A 12,658-nucleotide genomic window follows, 5' to 3' on the forward strand; every position below is an offset into this window, starting at 1 on the left:
TTTGGTGTGCAATGCCTACCCTACTATGTTTCCGAATATCTACAACCAAGATATGCTCATGATTAAAGTAATTACTTTAAGTTCTGCTACGTGCAGAGGAGAAAACGATGGCATGGGTATATCTTTTAATTGCTGGTTTGTTAGAGATTGGCTGGGCAATTGGTCTTAAGTATTCGCAGGGTTTTAGCAAGCCAGGTTTCAGTATCGCTACTGTTGCTGGCATGATATTGAGTTTCATCTTCTTGTCAACAGCACTCCGCACACTACCAGTGGGTACAGCCTACGCCATCTGGACTGGTATAGGAGCTATGGGTACGGCTGTGTTGGGTATAGTTCTATTTAGAGAACCTGCTTCTATAGAGCGTTTGTTTTGTATTGGCTTAATTATGGCAGGTGTAGTGGGACTCAGGTTTGTTTCTTCTCACTAGCAGAGTTGTTTTACCGTGATTCTAGCTTTGAGACTCGCGTCTCTAATTTGTTGACTTGTTGCTTAAGTTCAACCATTAAAGTTGCTAGTCGATCAAACATGCGATCGCGCTCTTGCTGTGATAAATTGCGTCTAGGCCCTGAAGGCTGTGGGGTGATGGTCGTTCTTGGGGATGGAGAAAAGCGACCTTGACCAAATTGAGACTGTATTTGGTTTAACTGTAACTGAACACGACGTAAATCTGCTTCTAGGTTGTTAATCCGAGATTGTACTTGCTGGGATGCAGCCGGGTGTGATAGTAGCCCCATCCAGATAAACATGGCTAAAACTCCAGCCAACAATAATTTGTTAAATTTATTTGACATTTCATCTACTCCTTTGGGGAGTATTTACCGTATTTCCTCTATCTTATTTATCTAATTCTGCCTTTATTTAGCATTTACTTATCAGGTTCTAAGTTAGAAAATAGCCTCTGCCAATCGATAGATTTAGTACTATTCTCTCCCTCTTTCACCTCAAATGTCAGGTTACGTGCTTTGGGATTTTGCAGTGCTTGCACACAAAGTTCTGCAACATCTTCGCGGCTGATTTTGCCCCTAATATTATCACCTTGTTCAAAGATTAATTGCTTACCCCCTGCTTCTTCTGTTAAGGCGCAAGGTCTAATAATTGTGTAAGGAATTCCACTATCTCTTAAACTATCTTCTCCTTTCAACTTCCACGTTAAAATTCCACCCAATTGGTCATTTAATTTGACTGCTGGGGGTTCTTCATCTAAATTAATCCCAGGACGTCCGGGACGAGTTACACCTGCTGAACTGACCAGTACAAACTGTGGTAAAGTTGCCCCACCATAAGCTTTAATAGATTCCACTTGCAAAGTGAAACCACCAGGTGAAAATTTAGGATTTAAAGCGCCATCATATTCAAATTTGCTTAACATCAATTGAAATGAGCAAACTTTGCTAGCGTCAATTGGTGGTGCATCATTTACAGTCTTGGCTCGAAATACAGGAGTCAAATCGGCAAAAGGAATGCGAATATCTATCCAAGTATTTGCTACGGTGTCGAAAGAATAGCTATAACCTAGCCCATCCCATTTTGCATCTGTCCGCAGAAACAGTTTATAGCGTTTGCCATCACCTCTAACGCGCAATTCTACACCTTCGTAACCAGATAAATTAAAAGGTGGATCAAAATTCTTAGTTCTGACAGAAGCAAAGCCTCCAGAATTTGCTGTGGAGACATTACCAGCAAACAAAGCTGTATCTTCTACAAATTGGATATTACTTGCACTCACCCCACCCATCACCACATCATCCAGGGCCCCCCAAACATTTTTTAATTCATCTGATGGATTGCTGAAATTAAATATCGATTTTTCGTTTGATTTATGTAGATATTTTGCCGCCGCTTGCACCAAGTTTCTTACACCTTGGTACTCGACATTTTCGGGTGTATCGCCAACAATTTCCGGCTGGTAAAATTTGACGCCTTGATAGTACTTGGCTCTATCAGCTGTATCTCCTTCTACTGGTTGCACACGTACTGCTGTGCAACATACTACAGCTTGGATATTAGCCATGACTACAGAAGTTAAAGTTTCTGGTTTAGTGATATCGGCAATTACTAAGTCAATATTATTACCAAGAATTGACCTGGCTTTTTCGATGTCACGTACAAGGGCCCGAACTTTATAACCTTGTTCTACTAATCGCCGCACGACTCGTTTCCCAACGCCACCCGTCGCACCTGCTACTAGTATTACACCCATGCTCTTTCCTCCAATGGGCTTATCTTGATTATTCTGAAGACGACCTTGAAACAACCGCTGTATGCAGTTAAGAAAAGGAATAACCTCAAAATAGTTAAGAGTTTCAATGAACCTGCCTAAGTCCCATTGAGAACGATTTTTGTCCGTCACAATTGCGTCCTCGCCACTTTTTTAAGTCTAGCCCAACAGGAGAATAAAGAACAAGTCTCGCTATATTGATGTGTAGTTTATGGGCAAAAGATATTTAAAATTTTAATCTTACCTTTACCTATTATCTACTTACATAGTAGTAGGGTAGGCAATGCCCACCTTACTTGCATATCAGCACTCAACAATTTAAATTTGTATTTGGAATTTGCAAGTGAAGACTTTTAAGTATTTTAAGTAAACACTAAGCACATTTAACTAGACTTTTCATCTATCTTAAAGGGTATTTATTAACCACATAGATGCTTTTTGGATTTGCCCTAAAATTCAAAATTAGGAAAATCAAGTTAAAATAATTATTTTATTATTAATAATTAAACGGAACTATATTTATGAGCGAACTTGAAAAAGCCCAATCTGCTTACGAAGGTTTTTTGGAAGAATTTGAAAGTGCGATTATTGGTACTGTTAGCGACCAGGGGATACCTAATGCAAGCTATGCTCCATTTGTAATGGATGAATCAAAAAATATCTATATTTACGTCAGCGGTCTTTCTACTCATACTAAAAATCTCTCTGATAATCCTCATGTAAGTGTGATGTTTATTGAGGATGAAGCTCAAACTAACCAAATATTTGGACGTCGCCGATTGAACTTTGATTGTACAGCAACTCTGATAGAGCGCGAAACAGAGAATTGGAATAAAATTGTCGAGCAATTCCAAGAGCGTTTTGGTCAAATTATTGAGATCTTGCGTAGCTTGCCTGACTTTCGGATTTTTCAGCTTACGCCACAATCAGGGCGTTTTGTGGCTGGTTTTGGGTCAATTTATAACATTAATGGTAATAACCTCGATCAACTTGTTCAAATCACAGGAGATAAACAATGAAAAACTCTTACTTTATACTTTAATATCAAGCTTTCAGACTTATTCTTGTGGTTTAGTTTCTACCTCGTACTTTAGCTTTTATAATAATTTTATGCTTCAGTTTCAACCTTCTGGCTTTGGGCATAAAGTCATTCATACTTCACTAGGGGCAATGGTTTACTATACCCAAACGACTGCACCTTGGCCGAACCCTGAGACTGAAGATTTACCTCCGCTATTATTTCTGCACAATTTTGGTGGCGGGGCGTCTGCTTATGAATGGTCTAAAGTCTATCCAGCATTTGCTTTTAGTCACCGCGTGTTAGCCCCAGATTTAATCGGTTGGGGTGAGTCTGCTCATCCGGTGCGAGATTACCAAATTAGAGATTATCTTAGCGCGATCGCCGAATTTATCACTCAAACCTGCCGTCCGCCTGTGACAGTAGTAGCTTCTTCCTTGACTGCGGCTTTAACTATCCGCCTTGCTACTACGCAACCAGACTTATTCAAAGCACTGTTCCTCATGTGTCCTTCTGGGTTTGAAGACTTTGGTCAAAGTGCTGGGCGTAGGCTACCGCTACCAGTTATCAATACGCCACTATTAGACGATTTAATTTATGCTGTTGGTGCTGAAAATGAATTTGCAGTGCGAAACTTTCTTCAAAGTTTTCTGTTTGCCAAACCAGAACGAGTCTCTCAAGAGATGGTGGAAGCTTATTTAAGTTCTGCACAGCAGCCTAACGCCAAGTTTGCAGCCTTGTCATTTTTGAAAGGCGATCTTTACTTTGACTTAAGTTTATATATTCAGCAACTCAAAATTTCGACTGTGTTCTTTTGGGGCGAAAAGGCACAATTTACTAGTATTAAACTCGGTAGAAGATTGGCGAATTTAAATACACACGCAATTCGAGAATTTTATGCGATCGCCAACACAGGAGTATTACCTCATCTAGAAACGCCAGAGATAGTAATCGGTTTATTGCAAAAGCATCTAGCCTAGCCCATTAGCCCTAAATACTCAGTCCAGCAATTTCCGATTCTGGCAAACCTGTTAAGTGTGCTACCTGTTCTACCGTCATCCCTGACTGAAGTAATCTTATAGCTGTTTGTTGCAACTGGGATTCCGCCCTTTCTGCACGTTGACGTTCTTGTTCAGCCCGTTGGCTTTCCTGTTCAGCCTGTTGACGTGCTTTTTCTTCTGCGGTTGGTAACAATTCTCCCTGCAAAGTTGCCCAACGCAACCAAGTTGTATGAATACCTTTGTAGCTACCTTGCCAACGTAGCAATGCTAAACCTAATGCTTGACTTACCAATTGATTCTCTGCATTAGGCGCAATTGGTTGGTAAACTCCACTACCAAGAGAAAAACCAGCCCAGTCATCAGGATTAAAGGGATCAAACCAGAAATATTCCGGGACGCGCATCTGATTTTGATAAATCAGCTTTTTCTCATTTTTATCTGTAGTTGCGGTAGTCGCAGACAGCAATTCAATCACCACATCAGGGCCTTTCCCTTCTTCCCAAACAACCCAACTGCGGCGTTCTCCCTTGGGTACTCCTAATACAACAAAAAAGTCTGGGCCTTTAAAGTCTTGGTTTTTTACCTGTGCCAAGCTGAAATAGACAAACATATTCCCGCTTGTATATCCATCTTCCCGCTGTTCCAACCAAGTCTCTACGACATCAATTAACAATTCCATTTGGACTTTATGTCGTTGGCTTTCCATCGGGATACCGTCATCATATGGTAATTCCGCTTGCGTAGGCGGAAGTGTTATATCTGGTGCAGCTAGGGTTTCTGACATGGCTTTTCACCTATTGTGTAGCCAGTTCGGACATTTCCATGTTACTTGATGACAGGCATGAGTAGGGCTAGCAATGCCCACCCTACTTTTTGCTATTGTTCAATTAATATTGAGTTTTGCAAGTCTGCCAAATTTATCTGAATTTTTGTGTCTACTAATTGATTAGCAACTGCTACCCTATCGCCAGTAACCCAAGCTTCTTGAGGTTGACATTGATAAATTCTGCGGGGTGAATCATTTAAATAGTCGGCTGCTGTGCGATTGTGTTTTTTAGTTGCGCGATTTATCAGTAGCTTCAATACTCTTTCTGTTTCTTCTGGCTTTAATTCTGATGCGGTTCCACAAAAGTATAAACCTTCTACTGAGCCTTCTGAAAAGCTGGAATTATAAATAGCGATCGCTACTCTGCCATGATTGTTATCTAAGTTTTGCGAATGCTTTGATACTATTGCCGAACTCCAATAAATGTTGCAGTTGTCATCATAGGCAAAAAATACAGGCGATGCCCAAGGATAACCATCTGCTGAACAAGTAGATAAAGTGCAATAAATGTTATTGGTGATGATGCGAGATGCTTTAGCAATAACTTCTGGATTTTGGCAATCGATTGTATTCACCCATCCGTTGGTAGCGTTTGCAGTTTCCATAATCTTGACTTTGCTAATACGCTGCAATCTCGCAATCTTAAACTATTAAAGACGCACAGAGTTACTCTGAGGAAACAGCGATCGCAATCGTCTACTTGACATCTTTTTGAGTGGAGGCGATCGCTTATCCTTAACTATTGAGCATACTATGTGGTTTGAGTTTTTCCAACGGATGTTTCATCTGTACCCGCTTTTAAGCGGCTTGCCGTACTTTTACGAATGCGATCGCTTTTACGCACACCACCCGCCATTTCATATTGAATGCTGTCTTTGCCGTATCTAAAAGCAACTCCAAGTAGCATTTTCTCTGAGAGATCGCCCAATTTTTTTTCTAACTCTTCCATTTCAGTTTTGGAAGAATCTATTACAGTTAAAGCCGTGTTATAAGCATCAATCTTAGTACGGTACTGCTGAATTAGTTGTGTTAGATTTTGTAAAGTGCGAGCATCCCCAAAATCCATGCTGGGATCAATTGCCTTCAGTCCAGAGGATCTTAACTCAGCTTTTTCTAAAACGCGGGATGTACGTCTTTGGCGGGCCATAATATGTATTCTTTTTCGATGGGTCTAAAGCTAGCTTGCCTTACTAAAGCTGGATTTTGGTTCAGCAAACTCCACAAATAATTGTGTTTTTTATGACGTTGTTTTAGAAGACTAACTAGTAATTTTGCTGAAGCGGGCTATGGTGGGGCGCACAGTGTACTTTATTCCACCAATTGAGAAAATATACAGTATCTTTCAGGTAAATGAAGTATACGATTAAGGGCACAACATTGTTGTGCCTCTACGAGCAACGATAATCTGTAGCTCACTGCTTTGCAACTTGCTGTATAACTTCTGTCATAACGACAACAACTTCTGTCATAACGACAATAACTTCTGTCATAACGACAGCAACTTCTGTCATAACGACAGCAACTTCTGTCATAACGACAGCAAGTTATGGAATTACATAAAGGTGCAAGATTTTAAGCCAGGCGATTGCTTGAATGGCAAAATATAGCGGTTCTCAGTTGGATGCAATCCGCTATATATCGTCGCGTGTAGGGGCACGGCATTGCCGTGCCCTTACGAGTGTATTAGACTCAACCGATAATCGCTATAGTAAATGCCAGTTTCCTAGCTTAGGCATGAACTACGTGTTCAAGTGCTAATACACTGCTGTGTTACCCATTCTTCAAACAGGCGAGAACCTAATGCCTAGGAATCGTTATCTAACTGGCAAATTATACCAGTACCAGCAATAACTTCTAATGCGTCTATCACCTTTGCTCGGCTGAAACTTGTATACTGTGCTAAATCTTTAGCAGTTGCTTTGCGCTTCTCAATCAGGGCAGAATAGATTTTGCGTTCATCTTCGCCAAAGCTACCAGACAGATGTTCAGCGTTCCACCATGCTGAAAAGTCTTTGTCATGCTGCTGTAGTAATTTGTCGATGAGATTAGCGCGGGAATCTTGCTGGTGATTAGAATCAAAAATCAGATTTAATGCTTGTTGTATGAGGTAGGGATGGCAACCTGACCATTCGATAACTGAGGTAATTTTATCTTCACTCAAAGATATTTTCTCTTGTTCGGCGCGATCGCTAATTAATTGTTTCGTTTCTTCTTCGGTAAGGGGAGCTAACCATTCGATTTCTGCAATGTTTAACAATGGCGAACCGACACGCTGCTGATATTCTTTCAAATCTCGATAGCCGGACAGTAAAAGACCCAAGCAAGGCTTGATGGCTGTGTCCGTATCTTTTAAACCACGTAGGTAAGACCAAGCATCAGTTGCCCAATTTTGGCGCACAATGAACTCAGCGCCATCTATAAGAAAGCAAACTCCCTGAAAATTTAATTTCCGCAGCTCTTCTGTAGTTTTTAAGAAGGCTAACCGAAAGCTATCATTATTTAACCGTCTTTCGGAGTCGGGATTATTAATGTTTAATTTAATATCTAACTGTTTGAGGAAACTCAGAGTAACTTCGCCACCCTTAATTTGACTGAGAAAATCGCGGTACATTTGTCGAATTTCAGCCAGAGGTACTTCTCGCCAGCGTTCAATAGCTTCGCGGAGTCTGGCGATGAGAAGATAACGCAGATTGTCTAAGTCTTTGGGTTGTTCTAACTGGAGGTTAATTAATACAGGAAAAGCGTGGCGGGAATAATTGGTTTTCGGATTCAGTAAATTCCACTCCACAGCACGTAAGGCGCTGGTTTTACCTAAACGCCGTCCGCCTAAGAGTATCCGCACCTGAAAAGGTGACTTGAGCATTGTATTAATTAATTCGCTGCGTCCGAAGAAGTGGGAGGGGTCTGTAATTGCGACGCGGTAATTATCAAAGGGACGTTCACCTACAAAATCTTGCATTGCTCGATTTCCTCCTCTGTCATCTGCATTTGAATCCACCGTGATAAGAGAGGAATTCGGATATGGTAGAAATCCTGATGCTCAACTTCCTCCTGATACAACAATCCAACATTTGTCAGCCAATTACAAGCATCTAAGCACTGGTTGGTTGTGAATTGAGTTTTGAGGTGGTTTAGTAAGGCTAGTTCTGTTATCCTGTTTTGGAAATGTTCGTTACAGGCGACGACTTGCAGAACAGAGATTGCAACTTGAAAGTCGCGTTTTTCTAAGTCCTCCCAAATGCTTCTTTCTAAATAATTTTTTAACTCACCTTTTTGGTTTAAAGTTCTCTCTAAATATTGCTCTACCATTGGCCATTCAATCAGCATATTGCTATTTGTAGCAGGTTTGGGATTATTGTCTTTTATCTTCTCTGTTAAAAAGCGAGCTAGTTGGCGAGAAACAAAAGGATGTCCGCCACTTTGGTAATGGATTTGTTGAGGTGTGGCTGTATCAAACTCTAACCCCATTAATTTACCCAGATTAACGAGCATTTCTTGTGTCTCTTCTGTTGAAAAAGGAGGTAGAAAGATTTCTTTGAAGAAACTAAACACCGGATTTGTTGCAACTCCTGGTTGTGTCCAAGAATTAATCCGGTTGCAATCTGGATGCACATCAGCAATTAGCAGTGACATTTGCCGCTGTTGTTGGCATAATACGCGCAACGCTCCAAAACAAGCATTAAATTCTTCGGCTTTTTCCCGGCTGTCTTCTGGTGTGGGGATAATTCTTTCTACTTCATCTAAAAAGCAAAGAATGGGCAATTTATATTTCTTACTTTTTTGGATAATACGAACAAATTCACTTACCCGCTGAATAAACTTAAAACTTAACTCTGCGGCTGGTTTATCTAAAGAAAATAATTCTAACTGGGGGAAGGTAACTTCACTTTCTAAAGTAGATAGACGCTGAAGGATATCATTAAATAAAGCCGCACCGTACCGAGAACCGCCATAGCGTTGCAAATCAATATGTACTATGGGATGTTCGCGCAGCATAAAGCCTAACTGAAGCAGCACAGAGGTTTTACCTGACTTGCGTAATCCCAATAATCCCACACCCTGATGTCTTAGGAGTTCTTCTCCCAAACGCTGTAAAAGTTCTGTGCGACCAAAAAATGATAAAGTGTCACTAATAGCATTCTTGTCATCAAAGAAATCAGCACGTTGAAGATAGCGATCGCAATATCCTTCCAACAAGCCGATACATTCATATTTATCGGGTAAAGCTTTTTCTACTGATGTCAGCGGAATGGGAATTAGCAAAAAATTATCGCGTAGCCGCACCTTAGCAATTTCCATTCTGGCTGTAGTATCTGGTGGAATTTTGTAGATTAACAAACCAGCTTTTTGTGTTTGTTCTGTTGGCAATTGTTGGGCAAGTTGCACCAGGCGGATGATATCTTGATCCGTTGGTGTGTCAATAGTAATTAAAACAGGAAACGGCGCGTAAATGCTGAGACTGCTGAAGATAGATTCGATAATTAAATATTCTTTTTCACGCTTTACCTTCGCATCGACTTGTTCTAAAAACTTCGCTACCAAATCTAAAGATTGAGTTTTTTGTTCGTGTTGTTGTAGCAGTTGCTTAAATGTTCCGTCTTGAGTCCATTGGGAAGGTAAGCGTAACTGTAATAACTGGACAAATTTATCACTTAATGTATGGTCTTTACTGTTAGCCGCGTATTCAATAATTCTTTCTCGCAGTCCTAAAGCAGCATCTAAAGGCAGTAAATTAGCTAATAATAGATAGACACCGCGAAACCTGGGATCATTAATGTGTTGATTAACTCGTTCTTGAACTGCTTCACCTCCACCCAGAAAGTTTTGCACCAAGAAGAATTCCATAATTTTATCGTGGCGAAAGTACCAGTTTTTCTGGGCTTTTCCCTTGTCATCTTCCCATTGACGGCTGATCACCATCTTATATTTTTCATCTTCCAGACTGGTTAATTCTGGCTGGAATTCCTCAGCGGGTATGGTGCTTTCGTCATTCAGCCGCATTTGATAAACTGCCTGAGAGAATCTGCTTAAAGGAAATTCGTGTTGCCATTCTCGCAGGTATTCTGCTGCCATTAGCTGATATTGCTGTTCTTGCAGGCGAAATAAATTTGGTTGCTGTCCTTGTGATAGCATCAGCGCCACCAGCGTTAAATCCATCGGGTTAGAAAGAATCCGCTTTGCTGCTGCTAAATCTTCCGGGGATTGTTGCTCGTTGAAGGCTTCTGCAAGGTAGTTGGAACAAGCTTGCTCGTATTGGAATGACTCCCCACTTTGTACAGACGCGATTAATCGCGTCTCTACCGAATTCTGATTAATCATCGCGTCTCTAGCCAATCCCCAATGACGAGAAAGCAAAAACTGCTGGATTTGTTCGCGCTGCAACGGCTGCAATTCATATTTCTTGGCTGTAGAAGGCGGTATCCACTCTAGGGGCTGGGTTGTCATAATCATATTGCCCCGAAAATAACCTTCCGCAAACTGAGAGATTTTCGCCCGCGTGTCCGCTGTAACTTCGTTGAGTCCGTCAATACAGATATCTAAAGCTCCACTGTAAATTAGATTTTTGAGGAATTTAGTATCGTCTACCTGTGCGCGTAGCTTGGCATAAATTGCTTCAATCACCCCTTTGTCACACTTTTGGGCAGGTAAGTAAACAAAAATGCGTTGGGAATTGTTCACCAAATGACGGAGAAACATTGATTTGCCTAAACCAGAGTCACCCTCTAAGACAATTTGCCCTTGCAGAGTCGGGATTGCTTGGGTGATGGGTTGAATCTCTGGTGTAACAGTACTCTCAAGTGCTGCAACAACGTTTTGATCCCCCCTAACCCCCCTTAAAAAGGGGGGGATTGGAATCAAATTCCTTACAAATGGGGGAACCGCAATCAAATTCCTCTTTAAAAAGGGGGAAAGCGCAATCAAAGTCCCCCTTTTTAAGGGGAGCCACTGCGTTGGTGAGGCAGTCCGGTCTTGGGGGTTTCCCCCAGAAGGAACTGCCGAAAGGATTCCCCGACTTGTAGCAAGTGGCGTGGATTTAGGGGGATCAGATGATTTTTGCAGCCTGTGTAGAGATGTGTGTACACGGCGGTGGCGGGGAGGGGTTAGGGGTGGGCTACTTCCCCGTGGAACCTTCACAAAAGATTCAGCAAAATAAGCTTGCTCAACGAAATTATCTAAGCCCGCATCTGCTAGCAGCAAAGGTTTAAATGGTTGCAACAGCCTGTGACGCAGCCAAGGAACCCAAGTTAGAAGTAAGCCGATGTAACCAAAACCGAGAATTCGCCTTACCCAAGGATTCCAGAATAAAGGTGCGAGAATTTGGGTAAATGTGGGGTAAGCAAGGATGAGCGTAAGCCAAATCGCAAGGTGAATCAGGATGATGTTTCTGGCAAGGAAAAACCACTTCCAAAATTCCAGATTATTAATGACACGCTGCACCGTATCAGCTTGTCTGTAATTACCATGTTTGAGGTTTTGATAGTGGCGTTCTAGTAAGGCGATATCCTGCGCTTGCCAACGAACTAAATCAGCAACTACAGCAATTTGTTGTGCCAATTCTTGCCGCAATTCTGGAAAAGAATCAGTAAGTTTCCAGGCTTCCTCAAACAATTCCATGATTTCCCTACCCTGGTTAGCAGTCAAATCATTGGGTGTAGTCTTGGGCTTGCCAACCCATTGCATCAAAGTTTGTACATTTTGGTCGCCACCACCGATAAAATGAGCTAAAAATCTCAACTGAATAACATCTGAGGGATAATAGCGTACTGCATTCAGAACTTGCACAATAACAGGTAAACCTTGGGGAGCTAGCTTTAGTAGTGCATATGCTGCGACTCTACGGACTTCAGAGTCAGAATCTTTGAGGAGTGCGGCGACGTTGGTGGCAATGTCTTTGGCTTGCATCTGCCCCAGTGCATATGCTGCGACTCTAGGGACACCAGAGTTAGAATCTTTGAGCAGTGCGGCGACGTTGGCGGCATAGTCTTTGGCTTGCATCTGCCCCAGTGCATCAGCTGCGGCACTACGGACATTTATGTCAGAATCTTTGAGGAGTGCGGCGACGTTGGCGGCATAGTCTTTGGCTTGCATCTGCCCCAGTGCATCAGCTGCGGCACTACGGACATTTATGTCAGAATCTTTGAGGAGTGCGGCGACGTTGGCGGCATAGTCTTTGGCTTGCATCTGCCCCAGTGCATCAGCTGCGGCACTACGGACATTTATGTCAGAATCTTTGAGGAGTGCGGCGACGTTGGCAGCAATGTCTTTGGCTTGCATCTGCCCCAGTGCATATGCTGCGACACTACGGACACCAGAGTCAGAATCTTTGAGGAGTGCGGCGACGTTGGCAGCATAGTCTTTGGCTTGCATCTGCGCCAGTGCATATGCTGCGGCAATACCGACTTCAGAGTCAGAATCTTTGAGCAGTGCGGCGACGTTGGCGGCATAGTCTTTGGCTTGCATCTGCCCCAGTGCATATGCTGCGGCTCTACGGACTTCAGAGTCAGAATCTTTGAGCAGTGCGGCGACGTTGGCGGCAATGTCTTTGGCTTGCATCTGCCCCAGTGCATATGCTGCGGTACTACGGACATATGAT

Annotated in this window: 9 protein-coding genes and 2 pseudogenes; 3 read left to right on the forward strand and 8 right to left on the reverse strand. The window is 42.2% G+C overall.

Features of this window, described 5'->3' with window-relative positions:
* The first annotated feature begins 107 nt into the window (after nt 1-107).
* Nucleotides 108-428: a DMT family transporter gene (locus AC5JL8_RS09620; RefSeq protein ID WP_495879546.1), complete on the forward strand. Its 321-nt coding sequence runs from the start codon at nt 108-110 to the stop codon at nt 426-428.
* A gap of 10 nt (nt 429-438) precedes the next feature.
* Here AC5JL8_RS09620 and AC5JL8_RS09625 read toward each other — a convergent pair whose 3' ends face one another.
* Nucleotides 439-792, reverse strand: coding sequence for a hypothetical protein (locus AC5JL8_RS09625; RefSeq protein ID WP_495879547.1), 354 nt, complete (start codon nt 790-792; stop codon nt 439-441).
* Nucleotides 793-866: 74 nt separating this feature from the next.
* Nucleotides 867-2,351, reverse strand: a complete 1,485-nt coding sequence (locus AC5JL8_RS09630; protein ID WP_495879548.1) for a CIA30 family protein — start codon at nt 2,349-2,351, stop codon at nt 867-869.
* Between the two features lie 389 nt (nt 2,352-2,740).
* Here AC5JL8_RS09630 and AC5JL8_RS09635 point away from each other — a divergent pair, with 389 nt between their 5' ends.
* Both AC5JL8_RS09635 and AC5JL8_RS09640 read left to right on the forward strand, forming a co-directional pair.
* The gene (locus tag AC5JL8_RS09635; RefSeq protein ID WP_495879549.1) at nt 2,741-3,238 is read left to right on the forward strand and encodes a HugZ family pyridoxamine 5'-phosphate oxidase; all 498 of its coding nucleotides are present in this window, start codon (nt 2,741-2,743) and stop codon (nt 3,236-3,238) included.
* Nucleotides 3,239-3,329: 91 nt separating this feature from the next.
* A complete protein-coding gene (locus AC5JL8_RS09640) occupies nt 3,330-4,217 on the forward strand; it encodes an alpha/beta fold hydrolase (RefSeq protein ID WP_495879550.1) in 888 nt (295 codons plus the stop codon).
* A gap of 10 nt (nt 4,218-4,227) precedes the next feature.
* Here AC5JL8_RS09640 and AC5JL8_RS09645 read toward each other — a convergent pair whose 3' ends face one another.
* The 6 genes and pseudogenes from AC5JL8_RS09645 to AC5JL8_RS09670 form a co-directional block, all read right to left on the reverse strand.
* Nucleotides 4,228-5,022: a Uma2 family endonuclease gene (locus AC5JL8_RS09645; RefSeq protein WP_495879551.1), complete on the reverse strand. Its 795-nt coding sequence runs from the start codon at nt 5,020-5,022 to the stop codon at nt 4,228-4,230.
* A 92-nt stretch (nt 5,023-5,114) separates the two neighbouring features.
* On the reverse strand, nt 5,115-5,669 hold the full coding sequence (locus AC5JL8_RS09650) for a pyridoxamine 5'-phosphate oxidase family protein (RefSeq protein WP_495879552.1): 555 nt from the start codon (nt 5,667-5,669) through the stop codon (nt 5,115-5,117).
* A gap of 146 nt (nt 5,670-5,815) precedes the next feature.
* Nucleotides 5,816-6,211: a hypothetical protein gene (locus tag AC5JL8_RS09655; RefSeq protein ID WP_495879553.1), complete on the reverse strand. Its 396-nt coding sequence runs from the start codon at nt 6,209-6,211 to the stop codon at nt 5,816-5,818.
* A 657-nt stretch (nt 6,212-6,868) separates the two neighbouring features.
* A complete protein-coding gene (locus AC5JL8_RS09660; RefSeq protein ID WP_495879554.1) occupies nt 6,869-8,023 on the reverse strand; it encodes an ATP-binding protein in 1,155 nt (384 codons plus the stop codon).
* A gap of 1,661 nt (nt 8,024-9,684) precedes the next feature.
* Nucleotides 9,685-10,836 (reverse strand): annotated as a pseudogene (locus AC5JL8_RS09665) (NACHT domain-containing protein); the annotation flags it as partial.
* Between the two features lie 1,041 nt (nt 10,837-11,877).
* A pseudogene (locus AC5JL8_RS09670) lies at nt 11,878-12,658 on the reverse strand (HEAT repeat domain-containing protein); the annotation flags it as partial.

This window comes from Mojavia sp. (genome assembly GCF_059505145.1).

What these genes read in the sequence shown, in the direction of transcription:
- AC5JL8_RS09645 (WP_495879551.1), bottom strand. Translation starts at nt 5,022, where the DNA reads ATGTCAGAAACCCTAGCTGCACCAGATATAACACTTCCGCCTACGCAA.
- AC5JL8_RS09620 (WP_495879546.1), top strand. Translation starts at nt 108, where the DNA reads ATGGCATGGGTATATCTTTTAATTGCTGGTTTGTTAGAGATTGGCTGG.
- AC5JL8_RS09640 (WP_495879550.1), top strand. Translation starts at nt 3,330, where the DNA reads ATGCTTCAGTTTCAACCTTCTGGCTTTGGGCATAAAGTCATTCATACT.
- AC5JL8_RS09625 (WP_495879547.1), bottom strand. Translation starts at nt 792, where the DNA reads ATGTCAAATAAATTTAACAAATTATTGTTGGCTGGAGTTTTAGCCATG.
- AC5JL8_RS09655 (WP_495879553.1), bottom strand. Translation starts at nt 6,211, where the DNA reads ATGGCCCGCCAAAGACGTACATCCCGCGTTTTAGAAAAAGCTGAGTTA.
- AC5JL8_RS09635 (WP_495879549.1), top strand. Translation starts at nt 2,741, where the DNA reads ATGAGCGAACTTGAAAAAGCCCAATCTGCTTACGAAGGTTTTTTGGAA.
- AC5JL8_RS09660 (WP_495879554.1), bottom strand. Translation starts at nt 8,023, where the DNA reads ATGCAAGATTTTGTAGGTGAACGTCCCTTTGATAATTACCGCGTCGCA.
- AC5JL8_RS09650 (WP_495879552.1), bottom strand. Translation starts at nt 5,669, where the DNA reads ATGGAAACTGCAAACGCTACCAACGGATGGGTGAATACAATCGATTGC.